Genomic DNA, 17,144 nt, shown 5'->3' on the forward strand with positions numbered 1-17,144 from the left:
CGGCTTTTGTTTAATTAATTAGATGAATACTTGCGGCGTCCGCTTCCTGAACCGCCTTTACGGTCGCGGTTTCCATAAGAGCGTCCGCCTCCCTGGCGTCCGCCTCCTGATTTGCGATAACCGCCTGAATTTTTGCTGCGGAATTTATCGCGTTTTTGCGGAAGAGCGGCCTCATTTGTGATGTGGACCGGTGTACGATCCGGCTCTTTTGTGATCAGCTTTAATGCTGCCGCCACAACGTCTTCCGGATTGTATTGATCAAGTATATCTTTTGCGAAAGAACGGTATTCCGCCCATTCATTTTTTGCGATTGCTTCTTCAAGCTCTGTCACAGCCGCCTGCTGCAAGCCGCTTAATGCATCGTCCCACGATGGAGCTTCCATTGGGGTCATGCGTTTTTTCGTTGTACGCTCCACCTCGCGAAGATAGCTCATTTCACGCGGATCCACAAATGTAACAGCCATTCCTTCTTTACCGGCGCGGCCTGTACGGCCGATACGGTGGACATAGCTTTCCGGATCCTGCGGAATGTCGTAGTTATAAACATGTGTGACACCGGAAATATCAAGACCGCGCGCTGCTACGTCTGTTGCTACTAAAACGTCAATTTTACCGGCTTTAAAACGATTTAAAACCGTTAAACGCTTCGCCTGGGTCAAGTCTCCATGAATGCCTTCCGCCTGGTAGCCACGCAGGCTAAGAGCGTTTGCCAGTTCATCTACACGGCGTTTCGTCCGTCCAAAGATGATTGCCAGCTCAGGCGAGTGAACATCCATAAGACGCGCCAGCACATCAAACTTTTCACGCTGCGGCACTTTAACATAATATTGGTCAATATTTGACACAGTCATTTCTTTCGCTTTTACTTTAATCATTTCTGGATTTTTCATAAAGCGCTCTGCAATCGCGCGGATCGGTCCCGGCATTGTTGCAGAAAACAGAAGTGTCTGGCGCTCTTCCGGTACATTCGAAAGAATTGATTCAATATCCTGGATAAAGCCCATGTTCAGCATTTCATCTGCTTCATCAAGAACAAGCGTTTCAAGATTTTCAAGCTTCAATGTACGGCGGTTAATATGGTCAAGAATACGTCCCGGAGTTCCAACGATAATATGCGGGCGCTGTTTCAACGCACGAATTTGGCGTTGAATATCCTGTCCGCCATAAACAGCCAGCACGCGGACACGTTTGCCGCTGCCAATTCTATAAAGTTCCTCGGATACTTGAATCGCAAGCTCACGTGTCGGTGCGATAATTAATCCTTGAATGGAGTCATTTTTTGTATTAATCTTCTCTACCATTGGAATGCCAAACGCTGTGGTTTTCCCCGTCCCTGTTTGTGCCTGTCCAATAATATCCTTTCCTGTTAAACCTAATGGAATTGTTTCAGACTGAATCGGCGTCGCTTCCTCAAACCCCATTTTGTCAATTGCTTTCAGCGTTGCTTCGCTTAAATTTAAATCTTTAAATTTCGTCAATAGTTTCTTCTCCTTCTATGTTAAAGTGCCATCCGCACAAAAAAATACCCTTCTACATTTATGCGAAGAGCAACATGTCTTTTTTATCTTATCATTTCACGTCCAAATTTTCAATGCGCATTTGTATAACTTTACTTTATTCGGATAGAAATGTAAAGACTTTCTTGAAAAGCTCTTCTGTATTTCCTGTATGGCAAATTAAATGCTTTGCACCCGGTGAATAGTATAAATGCCGTTCCGCCGATGACAGGCGCCGGTAAATGTAAGCCGCACTTTTCACAGGAACAATGCCGTCTTCTGTGCCCTGTGCAATAAAAACCGGAATGTTTATTTTTTTCAGGGCAGGGCGCGCGAGCCCTACCACCTTTTGGAACTGCCTCGCTGCTCCCGGCGGAGTCCTCAACAGCTTTTCCCGGTATCGCAAAAACAATTCATTTTCGTGCAGTTTTTTCTGGCGAAGATCCTCAAACATCGTTTTTACATCTTTTTTTACCTGAACAGGATTAATATACTTTGCTGCTGCGCTCAGCATAACCAGTTTTTGAACAGGGTGGCGGGCTGTCAAATAAGCAGCAATCAGCCCGCCCATTGAAAACCCGATAATATATACCTTTTCGCACTCATCAAGCAGCTGCAATAATGCTGCTTCAGCGCAGTCAAGCCATTCGGCGCAGGCGATCTTTTTCAGTGACAGTGTTTCACCGTGCCCGGGCAAAACAGGCACGGCGATTTTCCAGTCCGTATGTTCCCGCAAATAAGCTGCGAGCGGCTGCACTTCATACGGTGAACCAGTAAATCCATGGATACAAAGGCAACCAATCATGATGTTCCACCGCCTTTTAAAGTGTAAGGCTTTCGACTACTTCTTCCATTTTCATTCCTCTTGATGCTTTTACCAGAATAAGTTCTCCGCCTTTTAATATGTTTTTCAGCGACTTGATCAGCTCATTCTTATCCTGGAAGGCAAAAACCCGCTCCGGGCCAAAAGCGCTTTTTGCACCGGAAGCGATAAACTGCCCGAGCGGCCCGTACGTAAAGACATAATCAATCTTTTCCGGGTCAACAGCCTGGCCTGTCTGGTAATGAAACAGCTCCTCATCAAGCCCCAGCTCGAGCATGTCGCCAAGAACAACAATTTTTTGGGAAGATGACGCCAGATCGGCGAGGAGCGCAACGGCTGCTTTTACAGAGGTTGGGCTTGCATTGTAAGCATCATTAATAATTCTGATGCCATTTTTGCCTTCTACCCATTCCATCCTCATTTTCGTTAATTGAACTTTTCTTAATCCTTCTGCCGCTGATTCATAAGATACATCAAATAAAGAAGCTGCCGAAACCGCTGCAAGCGCGTTTGTTACATTGTGACGCCCAAGAACCGGCAGTTCAAATTTCACATCTGCTGCCTGATTAATTGAAAATATGCTGCCGGTTTCTGTCTGCTCAACAGAAACAGGATAAAGGTCATTTGCTTCGTTTAAGCCGAATGTCTTCGTTTGAAAGGGAACTTCGTCGCTTATTCTCTCTGTGAGCAGCGGTTCATCTCCTAAATAAAGAAGGGTTCCTTCCTCTGACAATCCTGAGGTTATTTCCATTTTCGCTTCAGCAATTGCTTCCCGGGAACCTAAATCCTTCAGGTGGGATTCCCCGATATTGGTAATGATAGCCGCATCTGGTGAAGCAAGCTTTGAAAGCAGCTCAATTTCTCCGCGGCCGCTCATTCCCATTTCTAAAACCGCGATTTCCGTATCTTCACGTAAAGAGAGCATGGTCAGGGGCAGCCCGATATGGTTATTAAAGTTGCCTTCTGTTTTTTGCACACGGTATTTTTCGGCAAAAACAGAAGCTGTCATGTCTTTTACTGTTGTTTTTCCATTGCTGCCTGTAATGCCGACTACTTTGATATCCAGTGAATCCCGGTACGCTTTAGCCAGCTGCTGTAGTGCTAAAAGAGTGTTTTCAACAATCAGTACCGGCAAATCTTCCGGCGCGCCGGATATATCTTTTTGCCAGAGAGCAGCACCTGCGCCGTTTTCGATTGCCTGGCGGACATATTGATGTCCATCTGTGTTTTCTCCAGCAAACGGGATAAACAAGCAGCCTTTCTGCACTTTTCGTGAATCAATTGACACGCCTTCAATAAGCAAATGGTGCCATCTTGTCACGTCATTTTCAATATTGATCATATTTGCTACTTGCTCGATTGTTTTCCGAATCATGAGCGTCCACCTTTAAACCGTATATTTAATTGATTGTTTTTCTGTATGGCGTTCAATGCCAAGCTCGATCATTTTCTCAATTAACTCTGGATAATCGATTCCCGCTTCTTTCCAAAGAAGTGGGAACATGCTGAATGGCGTAAATCCAGGCATTGTATTTACTTCATTGATAAGAAATTCGCCGTTTTCTGTCAGAAAAAAGTCAGCCCGTACAAGACCCGAGCAATCAAGTGACTGATAAGCCCGAATCGCCAGCTCTTTCATTTCCTTTTGCTGCGCTTCCGTGATTTCCGCCGGAATAATCAAGGCCGTATCGCCATCTTCGTATTTTGCTTTATAGTCGTAGAAATCCTTCTTCGGCACAATTTCACCAATTACAGAGCACTTTGGATCATCATTCCCTAAAATGCCAACCTCAATTTCACGGGCTGTTACACCTTCTTCAACAATGACTTTCCGGTCGAATTGAAACGCCTCTTCCATCGCGGCTGCAAGCTGATCCTGATTTTGGCACTTGCTGATTCCGACACTTGACCCCAGATTGGCCGGCTTCACAAAGCATGGCCAGCCGATTTCCTTTTCAATCCGGCTGCATGCTTCATCTTTATTCTGTTCCCATTTTGTCTGTGTCATATGTGTATAGCCTACCTGTTTCAGGCCTGCCTGTGCGAATACATTTTTCATGATAACTTTATCCATTCCCGCCGAAGAAGCAAGTACACCATTTCCTACATAAGGTACGTTTAAGACTTCAAGAAGCCCCTGCACTGTGCCGTCCTCTCCATTAGGTCCATGTAAAAGCGGAAAAACAACATCATACTTTTTTTGCGCAAGCATAGAAAGTACATGCTCAGTGCCGCCGTTCCCAGCCAGCTTCAGCTCCTCCACTGTTTCTGCAGGCGCCGTCAGCTTTTCGCCTTCTGTCCACGTGCCGTCTATTGAAATATAAACAGGGTATACATCAAATTTATTTAAATTAATCGCTGCGGTTACAGCTTTTGCCGTCTGCAGTGATACGTTATGCTCGGCTGATTTTCCTCCGTAAAGCAATCCAAGTTTTGTTTTCATCATTCATCCTCCAAAAAAAGTCGGTCGCTTTTATTCTACCATGCTTTCTTTCAATAAACAGAATCTTTCCATCCGACTTCATGCTCAATTTATTTATATGTGACCCTTTCAAAATAATAACAATATTCGGCCGTGCGCTTTTATCTGCGGAACCTTTACCGTTGAAACGGCACCTGTCATGGCGTTATGGCCGATTTCATTCTTACTTCTATGGCGGTTAAGAGTGACTACTGCTTTCCCTTCCTCCTCAAGATACTTCCAGCACTGCAAGTGACAGTGCAGCACCTCCGTTTTTGACAGGTTAATAAATAGAACTCAGCTGCTATACAAAAAACAGATTCTCTTTGTGAGAATCTGTCCATTAAGAAAAAATACTCCACTCGTGAGTTTTTTTATCAAATACCAGCTGGGCATCCGGCTGCTTCCGGAAGCTTGCCATATAATCGTCAAAAACATCATCCATACTGATGTGGTCACCGACCACCCACATGGGAACTTCAACTTTAAAACGGCTCTGTTCAGCTTTTGACAAAGAAATGGCGACTCCTTCTTTCATTCCGCCGCTGAGCCTTGCCACCATTTCTGGCGGGATTGGCGGAAATGCGGACCCTTTTTTCAAAGCAAAAAATGAGCGTTCGCTTCGGAATAAGCCAAGCTTCAGCGCAATAAGAGTACCAAGCATGCTGTAAAAATCCGGAATGTGGCGGTAGTAGGTTTTATTAAACCATTCATCATCATGTGATAAGTAAGCGTAACGGTTATTCAGCTTACTATAAAAAGGAGTACGTAAGTGTTCTTTACTATGCGCCAGATATAAAATCTCGGCAACTTCCCACCCTTCCATTTCGTTTAATCCATCTGTATCTTCAAAATCAATCCAGCAAAAGTCACCGTACTCCCCAACATCTTCCTTGAGAAGATGAGGAAAATCCCCCGCTTCAATATAATCAAAACGGGTATGCATATTAAAGTCGCTGCCTTCGAATTTATGCTTCAATAAAAGCAGATGGGGCGGCACTTCCGGAAGAGACCTCATAAATTCCTGGAATTCTATTCCATACGAAATGACATATTGATTAATCGGATGTAAATGTATATAAATGAGCTCTTTCATGTTTCCGGGATTTTTCAATCGCGCAACCTCCACATCGTGACAAAGTACATAGCTGAAACCTTTTTTTTTTGCTATACTGTTATTTTATCAAAATTCACCCGCATGCGTATGTAAATTTATGATGAATTTCACATAATCTGTGACACTTTTTAATTCGTTTCGTTTTATACTAAAGGAGCAGCCAGGATTTTATTTTAAAGGAGGGGATGCCTGTGATTTCGAATTTAACCGAAGACCAGCTGACCCTGCTTGTCATCAAGCATTTAAAAGAAGGAAAAAAAACGGATTTGCAGCAATTGGTTGATGAACTTCATCCCTATGATATGGCGGCTATTTACCGTAATTTGCCGGAAAAGCACCAGACGCGGTTTCTGCTTCATTTAACCATTCCGATTTTGACCGATATGATTCAGGAGCTTGAAAGTGACGAGCAGCTGACCGTTTTAAAAAAAGTTGGGAAAGAAAGATCCCGCAAGGTGCTCGATGATATGGACAACGATGATTTAGCCTCTCTTCTTGATGATATGTCGCCGGAAAACATTAAACAATTTTTATCCGGTATGAAAAAAGAGGAATCTACAATCATTGAAAATATGATGAGCTACCCTGCAGAAACGGCCGGGCGGCTTATGACAAACCGCTTCGTCTGGATCAAACACTCTTATACAGTTCGGGAAGCGGTTGAAAAATTAAAATCGTTTGCTGAATTTGCTGAAACCATCAATTATTTATACGTTATTAATGATGATAAGAAACTCGTAGGCGTTGTTTCTTATCGGGATATGCTCCTGGCAGATACCCATGAGAAAATTGCAGATATTATGTATGGACGGGTGATTTCCGTTGATGTATATACCGACCAGGAAGAAATCGCCCGCCTCATTGAACGATATGACTTCTTAGCGATTCCTGTTGTTGATGACCGGGGAGTTTTAGTGGGAATTGTTACTTTTGACGATATTATTGATGTTGTGATACAGGAAGCAAATGAAGACATTGAGAAGCTGTCCGCTTCTGGTAAAGCAATTGATTTTGATACGAAAGCAGGCGTCGCAGCTTTCAGGCGCCTTCCCTGGCTCGTGCTGCTGTTATTTATCGGTCTTGTATCCGGCAGCATTATTTCCGGCTTTGAAAATACACTTCAGCAAGTAGTAGCACTCACCTATTTTATGCCGATGATTTCAGGCATGACCGGAAATACGGGTACACAGTCACTGGCCGTTGTCGTACGCGGACTTGCCTCACGTGATATTGATATGCGGACTGTTATGTCGCTTATTCTGCGTGAATTTGGGGTTGGGCTCATTATTGGCGCTGTTTGCGGGATTCTGATTTTTTTCATCGCCTTTTTCTGGCAGGGCAGCGGTGTTTTAGGATTTGTTGTGGGAGCGTCTCTTTTGCTGACACTTATTATCGGTACGCTTGCCGGCACTGTTATTCCGCTTCTTTTATATAAATTAAACGTTGATCCTGCTGTTGCTTCGGGACCGCTGATTACAACGATCAACGATATTTTTTCGCTAATTACGTATTTTACGATTGCTTCCTGGTTCCTGACACAGCTTTTATAAAAACCCGTTGTTTGACCGAATAATCTGACTTTATTATAATAAAATTACTTAACCCGTATAGGATGTTCCCGCTATTTCGCTCAGCGGTGAGTATGCCTGTTATAGTAAAGTTCCCTAAAAAGACAGATGGAAAGAGGGTGATCAAATGGGACATTGACGGTAACCAATTCGTTATATACTGCCGGTTTTTCATCTTTGATCATCATATTTAATAGGAGGTGACTTCTTCTTTCGCCCAGGCGGAAGGAGAAACCCGATTGGACATATGGATTGGGCTTATTGCTGTTATCCTTTTAGCGTTATCATTTACAGCCATTCGTTATGTAAAACGAAAAAAAGAATCAAATGAAACAGGAGAACCCCCCTCGAGAGGACGTTCTTCGGCTCTGCTCGCCGAACTAAGCGGCGATGAGTATGAGAATCACCTGTCACTGCTTGATAATCGAACCGCAACAGAAGTGATGGTTCCCCGTACAGAAATGGTTTATTTTGAACAGGAAGACACTGTGCGTGATTGTATAGCCCTGTTCCGGGAAACGAAATATACCCGTTATCCTGTGGCAGACGGAGACAAAGACCGGATTATCGGCTTTGTTAATTTTAAGGAAGTTATTGCTGAATATGTAACGGACCCTGTTGTAGGTTCAAAAAGCATCAAGCATTTCGTCCGGCCGATTACCCGTATGATTGATTCGACACCCGTACACGAATTGCTGGCAAAAATGCAGTCCGACCGTACGCAAATGGTTATGCTCATTAATGAATATGGCGGTACTGCCGGTATTGTTACAGCGGAAGATATAGTTGAAGTAATTGTTGGTGAGCTGTATGACGAATTTGATATTGCAGAACCGCCCCTCATTCAGCAAATTGGTGATACTCATTATATTGCCAGCAGTAAAATGCCTATTGCAGAAACGGCCCAGCTGCTTAATATCGACATGAATGATGAAGATGTTGACACACTTGGCGGCTGGATTTTAACAGAGAATTACGATATCCAGCCCGGTGAATCAATTGAGCATAACGGGTTCTTGTTTACAGTCCTGCAGATGGAAGACCAGCAAATCAGGCACGTCGAAATCCAACGGGCTCCTGAACAGGATGCAGCCCGGCAGGAAAATGATTCAGATTCAGCATCTGTTGTAATCGCAGAACCTTATAACGCCTAAACAAAACCCGCTGAAAAGCGGGTTTTGTTTTTGTTAGAACACCTTTATAATTGGACTGGACATACTATTTCGGAATGGAGTTTATTAATATGAAAAAAGTTTTAGCGGCCGGCCTGCTGCTTGCAGCTTCCTGGACTGTGCTGCCAACTGTATATGCGCGGACATTTGAGAAAAACATAAAAAAGCGCGGACCCGGGCGTCCGGAAATTGCCCTAACATTTGATGATGGGCCCCACCCTATCTATACACCTCTTCTATTAGATACCTTAAAGCAATATAATGTAAAAGCGACCTTTTTTGTGGTTGGAGAAAAAGCGAAACTTTATCCTTCCTTGATCCGTAGAATAGAAATGGAAGGACATGAAATCGGTATTCACAATCAACAGCATCGTTCAAACTGGCTTTTGACACCTGCCGCTTTAGAAAAGCAGCTCAGCGAAGCGGCGGACAGCGTACGCTCCATTACCGGGAACTCTGTCACTTTTTATCGGCCGCCCTGGGGTCATTTCAACCCGTTTACTTTTTCCAAAGCCGCTTCGTTTCAAACTGTTATGTGGACTTCTATTCCTGGTGACTGGAAAAAAAGCATGACATCCCCAAAGCTGGCCGAGAAATTACGGATGGCAAGGTCAAACGGCGCCATCATTACACTTCATGACAGCGGAGAAACAGCCGGCGCTTATGAAAAAGCACCACTTGTCATGATCGATGCGCTTCACCTGTTTTTATCAGATCAGGTGTCCTCAGCTTTTTCATTTGTCACAGTAGGCACGCTGCTCAGAAATAACTAACCTGCCAGCCCGGTTTGTTTTGGAGTGAAAATTCGAATGGAATCATTAGTTATTGCTTATTTATCAAAGTACGGATATGCCATTTTATTTGTGGCCGGCGTTTTTGGAATTGTGGGCATTCCAGCCCCTGAAGAAAGCCTGTATGTATATGTCGGAATGCTTGCAAAAAACGGGTCAATTTCGTTTACAGGCGCTCTTTTCTCACTGGTGGCAGGCACAATTGTCGGAATGATCATCAGCTATACGCTTGGCCGCATGATTGGACAGCCTCTGCTGGACCGATACGGCAAATACCTGGGTGTTACGAAAAAAAGACTGCGGAAAACCATTTTGCATTGGGACTTATCCCGTGCACTTTTAGCTGGCTTTTTTGTTCCGGGCATCCGTCAATTTAATCCTTACTTTGCTGGCATTGCAAAATTTTCAATACCCGGCTTTCTCGCCCTTTCCGTTTTAGGGGCTTTTATATGGGTATTCATTTATATGTCAGCTGGTTTTTTAATTAGTTCTTATATACGAATTGAGCCGGAATACCTGGCTGCTGCCGGCGCATTCTTTTTTCTTTTATTTGTTGCCCATTTTTTATTTAAATTAAAAAAATCGTCAAATACCCGCCGTTAAAGGAGTCAAATTGATATGAAAATTATTGTGCTTCCTTTATTTCGCCTGTCATCAGGCCATCATAAAGCCGCGGAAGCCATCATCGAACATATTAGTATGATCCGTCCGGATGCCCACATTCAGACTGTTGATATTTTAAGCTACTGTCATGAGTCTGTTGAATCAGTGGTTTCAAAAATGTATATGCAATGGATAAGTAAAAAGCCGGAATCCTACAGCAAATTTTACAAGTCCTTCATTTATACAGCAGATGGCAGGAGAAATGAGCAAATGCCGCTTCATGTATGGGACAAATATTTTGAGTTCCGTCTTGCGCGGCTGATCGAAAAAGAGCAGCCGGACTATATAATATGTACACACAGCTATCCATCAAAGCTGTTAAACCATTTAAAACGCCAGAAAAAAGTAACCGTGCCAGTTATCAATGTTTACACGGACTTTTTTGTTAGTGATGTATGGGGGAAACGCTGCATTGATTATCATTTTGTTCCTCATTTAGAAGCGAAAAAATGGCTGATGCGTCTTGGCGTTCCGGCAGGACAAGTATATGTAACCGGCATTCCCGTCCATCCTTCTTTTGGAGTAGATCATGCCCTTACAAAACACAGGTCTATCCTCGTGGCAGGCGGCAACAGCGGTCTTGGACAATTAGAGAAGCTGCTTCAGCACCTAAATACTCATGCTCTTTCTTACACATATAAGGTGCTGTGCGGCCATAATGAAAAATTAAGAATGCAAATTGAAGAAATGGGGAATCCACGGATTAAAGCCCTTCCTTATATGAGCAGCCGCGAGGAAATGAACCGATTTTACGAAGAAGCATCCGCCATTATTACAAAACCAGGCGGCATTACGGTCAGCGAAGTGCTTGAGAAAGAGCTTCCTGTCTTTATCTCAGGTGCACTTCCCGGGCAAGAGGAATTTAATGCAGATTATTTAAAAAAACGCGAGTTGATTTATGAGCTGACCGATCATATTCCTGTTGAACAGCAAATTACCGCTATTATTGACAGTGATATCGAGCGAAGCAAATGGAAAAAGCGGCTTGACCAATACAGCCTTGAGAAAGAACATACACTTACAAGGACTTTAACGTCCATTTTTGGAAATACCTCTTCTTCTGTCCCGCTTTAAAGCGGGGTTTCTCTTTTTATTGGTGCGCTTTTGCTTGTCCATGCTATAATGTCAACCGAAGCGAAAAATTTTCTTCAAAGAAAGGGAATGTAATGGAAAACTGGATTATTTCAATGATGGAGCAATACGGACTCTGGGGAGTTTTTTTCTTAATTGCGCTTGAAAACCTCTTTCCTCCGATTCCGTCCGAAGTCATTCTCACATTTGGCGGCGTTATGACCGGACAGACAGATTTAACGGTTACAGGCGTCATTTTAGCTTCAACAGCCGGTTCGGTTATCGGTGCTGTCATTTTATATGCTATTGGACTATTAATGGATGTGGAAAATTTAGAAAAAATTATTGAACGGTATGGGAAATTTCTTCGCCTAAAAAAGGAAGATCTTCATCGGGCAGATGCCTGGTTTGATAAGTATGGAGTATGGACGGTTTTTTTATGCCGGATGGTCCCTTTAATCCGGAGCCTCATTTCTATTCCAGCAGGCATGTCCAATATGAACTTTTTTCTGTTCCTCTTGTTTACAACGGCTGGAACATTAATTTGGAATACCATTCTTGTTAACCTGGGAGCGGCTTTTTCTGATTCATGGCATACAGTTGTTGAATATATGGACGTCTATTCAAATATTGTGTATGCAATTTTAGCTATTCTTTTTATCGCTGCGGTTATTTGGTTTATTAAAAAGTTTCGCAGCCGTTCCGTTTAATACCGTTTCTTTCTGCAGCAGGCTTCTCCTTCTCCTGTTAAAAGCGTCCTGGTCCTATGGATCCGGGCGCTTTTATATGGAACAAACAAAGCGGAGATGTTTTTTCTTCACCCGGCAGACAGAGGGTGTAACTGTATATACTTCCCCATCCATATCAATTCGCATCGGCCTGTCTGTTGCAATAGTAAAAGACTGTACCCGGTAATGTTCAAGGTTAACCGCATGTTCACCAGTTGCTTTTATTTTTTCAGTCTGAATCACTTCTTTAATAAGTGGGAATCCTGATTCTTTTACAAGAATAAGATCCAGATAGCCGTCTTCATGGCTTGCTTTAAAAGGCAAATTAACAGTACCGATATGATTCCCATTTAACGCTATTGCCATTACGGCATCTCCTTCAAGTTTCATACCGTCCGCTTCAATCATATAATGAAAAAAAGAAGGATTGCGAATACTCTCCAGGGCACTTAAATAGTAGCTTATTTTTCCCATAAGCTTTTTTTTGCTTTCATCAATATTGTCCGATGTTTGGGTAATCATGCCGATTCCCCAAAAATTCACAAAATAGCGGTCATTCATAAAACCAAGGTCTACCTCACGAATTATTCCTGTATTCAGCAGACGGCAGGCTGCATCAATTTCTTCAGGCACACCAATCGCCCGGCTGAAATCATTGCATGTTCCGCCAGGCAGCACAGCGACAACCGGCCTGTTTTTTAACCGGGCAATGCCATTTACACATTCATGAATGGTTCCATCGCCGCCATAGAGAATAATAACATCATAATTGTGTCCCTGTTCGATGCAAATTTTTTCTCCTTCTCCCGGTACGGAAATAAGCTGTTCCTCTACGTATTCGACTGCTTCTTTTAACACAGGAATGATTTGTTCCGTAATTGGCACTGTTCCTTTGCCTGCTTGCTCATTATATAAGAGAAGCCCTTTTTTAAAATGCATCGTTATACGCCTCCTTCCTTATCCAGAATGGCAGGAAGTCACCACTTTCAGCTGACTTTTCGTTTTTCCGCTGCCCTGCAGCGCGTTCCATAATACTGCTCTTGATTTCGTTACAGTGGCTTTTACGCCCAGCCTGGTGATGTTGTCCACAATCTGCCTTGTCCGCTCCGTATTTTTCATTGTGATCCATCCTTTTTGTTTTTAGTTTTTATACGTTATTTATAAAAAAGTGTTTCATTTTTTTGTCATCCTTTTTTATTTTCCCCATTTTACCGTTTTCAATCCAGATCATTAAGAGTTTTTCGTGTATAGTAAAGATGATCATTTTTTAGAATGGATCGGTGATGAATGTGTTAATTGAATTATATTTTTTTCCATGGGCGGCTTATTTGTTCTTTGCCCTGAATCTTATACTGGCAGCTATCATTATTTTTCTTGAACGGCGTGACCCGGGGGCCACCTGGGCATGGCTGATGGTTCTTTTTTTCATCCCCTTTCTCGGCTTTGTGCTTTATCTTGTTTTCGGGCAAAACTTAAGCAGACAGCGGCTTTTTGATTGGGAGGATAAGAAGAAAGTCGGAATTGAAGAACAAATCGAGCATCAAAAAAGAGCAATTAAAAGCGGCATTTATCCATTTGCGAATCCACACACGAAACAAAATGAAAAGCTGGTGTATATGCTGCTCAGCCATAACGATGCTGTTTTGTCCGAAGACAATAATATATATATTTATACAGACGGTGCCGAAAAATTCGATGCGCTTATGGCCGACATACGCAATGCCAAAAATCATATTCATATTCAGTACTATATTTTTCGCAACGACGAACTTGGAAAAAAGCTTATTGCACTCCTAACTGAAAAAGCTCTTGCAGGCGTAGAGGTCTGTCTCCTGTACGATGATATGGGCTCCAGAACGCTTCGTCGCAAGCATTTTCGAAAGCTTATAGAAGCAGGCGGTGTGGTGGAAACCTTTTTCCCCTCCCGCATCCCGTTTATTAATTTGCGCCTTAATTACCGGAATCACCGGAAAATTGTTGTAATTGATGGGCAGGCAGGCTATGTGGGCGGCTTTAATGTTGGAGACGAGTACCTGGGAAAGGACCCTTCTTTTGGCTACTGGCGTGATACGCATCTCCGCGTTGAAGGAAGTGCTGTCCATGCCCTGCAAACTCGCTTTATCTTAGATTGGAACCAGGCATCAAAACGGCATGACTTTATGTATGAAGAGCGGTTATTCCCTGTTCCACAACATACAGGCGATGCAGCGATGCAGATTGTTACAAGCGGGCCGGATTCTGAATGGGAACAAATCAAAAGCGGCTATATTAAGCTTATTATGACTGCCCAGAAGTCCATTTATATTCAGACACCATATTTTATTCCGGATGCAAGTATTTTAGACGCACTTCGCGTAGCGGCTTTGTCAGGGATTGATGTAAAAATTATGATTCCCAATAAGCCTGACCATCCATTTGTTTACTGGGCCACCTACTCCTATGCAGGTGAATTAATGAAGGCAGGAGCAAAAATTTATATTTACAATGACGGATTCATTCACGCTAAAACGATTGTGGCAGATGAAAAATTAAGCTCAGTAGGAACCGCGAATATTGATGTGCGGAGCTTCCGGTTAAATTTTGAAGTGAATGCTTTTCTATACGATTATGAAACAGGCAGCCGGCTTGCAAAAATTTTCCGCCATGATATGACGGTTTCTTATGAACTGACGCCCACTCTTTACCAGCAGCGATCCAAGTGGATAAAATTCAAAGAGTCTATCTCTCGCCTCTTATCTCCTATTCTTTAAAGAAGCAGACTTTCTCTGCTTCTTTTTTGTTACAATTCCGTAAATTCTTTTTGAACATTTTGTGAACATATGCTATAGTATATTTACAAACTAATCTATGAGGTGATTGATATGGATCATGTATTAATGCAGCGTCTAAACAAACAGGGACTTATTTTCGCAGCGGTCCATACGGTGTTTTTCCTAAACCTCGCCATTGAATTTTTGCTTTCCCGCTAATAATTAAAAGCCGCCTGCCGGATGCAGGCGGCTTTTTTATTTGATAAAATAAAATAAAAAAGGCGGTAATCGCATGAACAAGTCACAAATTGAATATAAAATCCGAGAATTAAAGATGGATTATATGCGTATACAGGGAGACATCGAAAAATTAGAGTCTACTGGACATGGAACATCTAAAGCAGAAGAAATGCTTGTTCAACTGGAGAACGAGCTGAGAGAACTAAACGAACAGCTTATGGCAGCTGAAAAATAATATTATTGTACTGTTCGCAAAATAAGCCGCCTCTTTTTCAAAGGCGGCTTATGTCGTTAAGCAGTTTAGTAATAACGCCACGACTTTTCGTATACTTCGATCAAATTGGGACGAATTAGCGTGTTCGGTTCAAGTGTTGTTCCGTCTTCCATCACCGCGTCTTCGTCTTTTCCGAATTTCGCAAGCGCCGGCAGCATATCGCTCGTTAAATACTTTGTATCCTTTAAAAGCTTCAACTCTTCTACCTTGATTTCATTCCGCGATGCCAGTACGTATCCCCAGCCGCCAAAGCTCGGAATATCAGCATGAAGGTTTTCTGTCTGCAAACCGGCTGCCTGTACAGTCCGGTCAATGGTCCAGTACACTTTCGGAGCGAATACCGGACTTGTTGCCTGTACAATCATGGCTCCGTCCGGATGCAGGTGATTGCGGACGAGAGAATAAAACTCCTGGGTATAAAGCTTGTTTAACGATTCATTATTTGGATCAGGCAGATCAATGATCACCACATCATAAAAGCCCTCCGCCTTTTCCAAAAATTGAAAAGCATCTTCATTTACAATTTTCACGCGTGGATCATCCAGTGCCCCCTCGTTTAAGTCTGTCAGCAAATGGTTCGTTCGAGCTGTTTGAGTCATAGCCGGATCAAGATCTACCAGCGTTACATCTTTCAGATCGTTGTACTTTACCAATTCACGAACAGCAAGGCCGTCCCCGCCGCCCAACACGAGAATGCGATCGCGGCGTGCGGCTGCAGCCATTACGGGATGAACAAGAATTTCGTGATAGCGGTATTCATCGGAAGAGCTGAATTGCAGCTGTCCATCCAAATAAAGTCTTGTATCTCCCTGCTCCCTTGTTAAAATAATCTGCTGATATGCAGTTTGCTCAGAAAAAACAACCGGGTCTTTATACAGCTTTTGTTCAAAATGAAAAGCCGCTTCTTCTCCAAATAAAGCACCGCTGACCAAAATGATTAAAAATATTATGCCGCTCAGAGCATGAACCCAGAAACGCTTTAACTCATGGCGAAACCGGAATACAATCCAGAGAGCTACCGCTACATTGATCAGCGCGACAAGGAACGATGTTTTAACGAGCCCAAAGTATGGCCGAAGAAGAAACAAAAACAATAATCCGCCAATCAGACCGCCGGCATAATCGGAGAACAAAACCTTTGCCGCACTTTTTTCAAGCGTGACCCCGATTTCATTCGCTTTCCGGATTAAGATGGGAAGCTCGACCCCTGTTAACGTTCCAACGAGCAGCGTAACTCCATATAAAAACAATGCATCTGTGCCTTCCGGCAGGTATGCCGTCACCCCAAAGAGCAGCATGGCGGAAAAACCGCCTGCCAGCCCAATTCCATATTCAATCCAAATGAACGAAGCGATCAAATTTCGTGTCATTTTTTCACTTATGTATGCGCCGATGCCCATTCCGGTTAAAAAAAGAGAGATGGTCAGCGTATATTGCTTTACCCCATCTCCTAAAATGTATGACCCGAGTGCACCGAACAGCACTTCAAATATAATTCCGCATATGGAAACAATACCTGATGCATAATAAATCGCCCGGCTTTGCCGAAGAGATTCCTGTTCAGTCATTCTAACACCGCCTTATGTAATTGAGGCGCCAATAACAAACGCCAGACCGACGGATACAGAAAAAGAGACAATACCGACAGCCAGGTTTCCTTTTTTCAGCTGCTCTTCAACAGAAAAGCCTCTTGTAAGCAGTTCAAACAGCAGATACGCAAGAAGCTGAAGAACCATGCCGAACAATCCCCATATAATCGTCTCACTAATCGAATCATTATGGAAAATAGAAAATGTCATAATAACACAAATACCGATTATTTTTCCGCCGATTGACAGTGCAACTGCCGCATTATTTCCTTTGATCTCATCCCAGTCTTTATACTTTCTCGTCATTAATTCAAAAATAACCAGTCCTGCTATAACGACCACAATCGCTGCAGCCCAATATAAAAGAGTAAGCAAAAATGGATTCACCGCTGCATTCCCTC

At 43.0% G+C, this 17,144-nt stretch carries 17 protein-coding genes; 8 read left to right on the forward strand and 9 right to left on the reverse strand.

Annotation, left to right across the window (positions count from 1 at the left end):
- Window positions 1–14: 14 nt before the first annotated feature.
- The 5 genes from VP98_RS12825 to VP98_RS12845 all read right to left on the reverse strand — a co-directional run bounded on the left by VP98_RS12825 (window position 15) and on the right by VP98_RS12845 (window position 5,894).
- A complete protein-coding gene (locus tag VP98_RS12825; protein WP_046175791.1) occupies window positions 15–1,478 on the reverse strand; it encodes a DEAD/DEAH box helicase in 1,464 nt (487 codons plus the stop codon).
- 136 nt (window positions 1,479–1,614) lie between these two features.
- Entirely contained in the window at window positions 1,615–2,301 is a 687-nt protein-coding gene (locus tag VP98_RS12830; RefSeq protein ID WP_046175792.1) for an alpha/beta hydrolase, read from the reverse strand.
- A gap of 16 nt (window positions 2,302–2,317) precedes the next feature.
- A complete protein-coding gene (locus VP98_RS12835; RefSeq protein ID WP_046175793.1) occupies window positions 2,318–3,694 on the reverse strand; it encodes a UDP-N-acetylmuramoyl-tripeptide--D-alanyl-D-alanine ligase in 1,377 nt (458 codons plus the stop codon).
- Between the two features lie 12 nt (window positions 3,695–3,706).
- Window positions 3,707–4,762 (reverse strand): D-alanine--D-alanine ligase, encoded by a 1,056-nt coding sequence (locus VP98_RS12840; RefSeq protein WP_046175794.1) that lies wholly within the window; start codon window positions 4,760–4,762, stop codon window positions 3,707–3,709.
- Between the two features lie 361 nt (window positions 4,763–5,123).
- A complete protein-coding gene (locus tag VP98_RS12845) occupies window positions 5,124–5,894 on the reverse strand; it encodes a hypothetical protein (RefSeq protein WP_046175795.1) in 771 nt (256 codons plus the stop codon).
- 194 nt (window positions 5,895–6,088) lie between these two features.
- Here VP98_RS12845 and mgtE point away from each other — a divergent pair, with 194 nt between their 5' ends.
- The 6 genes from mgtE to VP98_RS12875 all read left to right on the forward strand — a co-directional run bounded on the left by mgtE (window position 6,089) and on the right by VP98_RS12875 (window position 11,872).
- Window positions 6,089–7,447, forward strand: coding sequence for a magnesium transporter (mgtE, locus tag VP98_RS12850; RefSeq protein ID WP_156151389.1), 1,359 nt, complete (start codon window positions 6,089–6,091; stop codon window positions 7,445–7,447).
- 257 nt (window positions 7,448–7,704) lie between these two features.
- A complete protein-coding gene (locus VP98_RS12855; protein ID WP_052712235.1) occupies window positions 7,705–8,619 on the forward strand; it encodes a hemolysin family protein in 915 nt (304 codons plus the stop codon).
- Window positions 8,620–8,708: 89 nt separating this feature from the next.
- Window positions 8,709–9,410: a polysaccharide deacetylase family protein gene (locus VP98_RS12860; protein ID WP_046175797.1), complete on the forward strand. Its 702-nt coding sequence runs from the start codon at window positions 8,709–8,711 to the stop codon at window positions 9,408–9,410.
- Window positions 9,411–9,446: 36 nt separating this feature from the next.
- Complete coding sequence (locus VP98_RS12865; protein WP_046175798.1) at window positions 9,447–10,031, forward strand: DedA family protein; 585 nt, start codon at window positions 9,447–9,449, stop codon at window positions 10,029–10,031.
- A 15-nt stretch (window positions 10,032–10,046) separates the two neighbouring features.
- The gene (locus VP98_RS12870) at window positions 10,047–11,165 is read left to right on the forward strand and encodes an MGDG synthase family glycosyltransferase (RefSeq protein ID WP_046175799.1); all 1,119 of its coding nucleotides are present in this window, start codon (window positions 10,047–10,049) and stop codon (window positions 11,163–11,165) included.
- A 92-nt stretch (window positions 11,166–11,257) separates the two neighbouring features.
- Window positions 11,258–11,872, forward strand: coding sequence for a DedA family protein (locus VP98_RS12875; protein ID WP_046175800.1), 615 nt, complete (start codon window positions 11,258–11,260; stop codon window positions 11,870–11,872).
- A gap of 72 nt (window positions 11,873–11,944) precedes the next feature.
- Here the strand turns inward: VP98_RS12875 and VP98_RS12880 are convergent, their stop codons facing one another.
- A complete protein-coding gene (locus VP98_RS12880; protein ID WP_046175801.1) occupies window positions 11,945–12,829 on the reverse strand; it encodes a diacylglycerol/lipid kinase family protein in 885 nt (294 codons plus the stop codon).
- 18 nt (window positions 12,830–12,847) lie between these two features.
- Window positions 12,848–13,009: an Lmo0850 family protein gene (locus VP98_RS18945; RefSeq protein WP_156151390.1), complete on the reverse strand. Its 162-nt coding sequence runs from the start codon at window positions 13,007–13,009 to the stop codon at window positions 12,848–12,850.
- 164 nt (window positions 13,010–13,173) lie between these two features.
- Between VP98_RS18945 and cls the strand changes: the two genes are divergently transcribed.
- Together cls and VP98_RS12890 are read left to right on the forward strand one after the other, a co-directional pair.
- Window positions 13,174–14,640, forward strand: coding sequence for a cardiolipin synthase (gene cls, locus VP98_RS12885; protein ID WP_046175802.1), 1,467 nt, complete (start codon window positions 13,174–13,176; stop codon window positions 14,638–14,640).
- A gap of 292 nt (window positions 14,641–14,932) precedes the next feature.
- Window positions 14,933–15,115: an SE1832 family protein gene (locus tag VP98_RS12890; RefSeq protein WP_046175803.1), complete on the forward strand. Its 183-nt coding sequence runs from the start codon at window positions 14,933–14,935 to the stop codon at window positions 15,113–15,115.
- Between the two features lie 65 nt (window positions 15,116–15,180).
- On the opposite strand, the gene VP98_RS12895 is transcribed toward VP98_RS12890, so the two are convergent.
- Complete coding sequence (locus VP98_RS12895; protein ID WP_046175804.1) at window positions 15,181–16,722, reverse strand: polyamine aminopropyltransferase; 1,542 nt, start codon at window positions 16,720–16,722, stop codon at window positions 15,181–15,183.
- A gap of 12 nt (window positions 16,723–16,734) precedes the next feature.
- The gene (locus tag VP98_RS12900) at window positions 16,735–17,130 is read right to left on the reverse strand and encodes a DUF350 domain-containing protein (RefSeq protein ID WP_046175805.1); all 396 of its coding nucleotides are present in this window, start codon (window positions 17,128–17,130) and stop codon (window positions 16,735–16,737) included.
- Between the last annotated feature and the right edge of the window lie 14 nt (window positions 17,131–17,144).

This window comes from Domibacillus indicus, from assembly GCF_000970685.1.
GTDB classification, from domain to species: domain Bacteria; phylum Bacillota; class Bacilli; order Bacillales; family Domibacillaceae; genus Domibacillus; species Domibacillus indicus.

Bases quoted from the DNA above. Each gene is read 5' to 3' on its own strand.
- VP98_RS12830 (WP_046175792.1), bottom strand. From the start codon at position 2,301: ATGATTGGTTGCCTTTGTATCCATGGATTTACTGGTTCACCGTATGAA.
- VP98_RS12835 (WP_046175793.1), bottom strand. From the start codon at position 3,694: ATGATTCGGAAAACAATCGAGCAAGTAGCAAATATGATCAATATTGAA.
- VP98_RS12840 (WP_046175794.1), bottom strand. From the start codon at position 4,762: ATGAAAACAAAACTTGGATTGCTTTACGGAGGAAAATCAGCCGAGCAT.
- VP98_RS12860 (WP_046175797.1), top strand. From the start codon at position 8,709: ATGAAAAAAGTTTTAGCGGCCGGCCTGCTGCTTGCAGCTTCCTGGACT.
- VP98_RS12865 (WP_046175798.1), top strand. From the start codon at position 9,447: ATGGAATCATTAGTTATTGCTTATTTATCAAAGTACGGATATGCCATT.
- VP98_RS12870 (WP_046175799.1), top strand. From the start codon at position 10,047: ATGAAAATTATTGTGCTTCCTTTATTTCGCCTGTCATCAGGCCATCAT.
- VP98_RS12875 (WP_046175800.1), top strand. From the start codon at position 11,258: ATGGAAAACTGGATTATTTCAATGATGGAGCAATACGGACTCTGGGGA.
- VP98_RS12880 (WP_046175801.1), bottom strand. From the start codon at position 12,829: ATGCATTTTAAAAAAGGGCTTCTCTTATATAATGAGCAAGCAGGCAAA.
- VP98_RS18945 (WP_156151390.1), bottom strand. From the start codon at position 13,009: ATGAAAAATACGGAGCGGACAAGGCAGATTGTGGACAACATCACCAGG.
- cls (WP_046175802.1), top strand. From the start codon at position 13,174: ATGAATGTGTTAATTGAATTATATTTTTTTCCATGGGCGGCTTATTTG.
- VP98_RS12890 (WP_046175803.1), top strand. From the start codon at position 14,933: ATGAACAAGTCACAAATTGAATATAAAATCCGAGAATTAAAGATGGAT.
- VP98_RS12895 (WP_046175804.1), bottom strand. From the start codon at position 16,722: ATGACTGAACAGGAATCTCTTCGGCAAAGCCGGGCGATTTATTATGCA.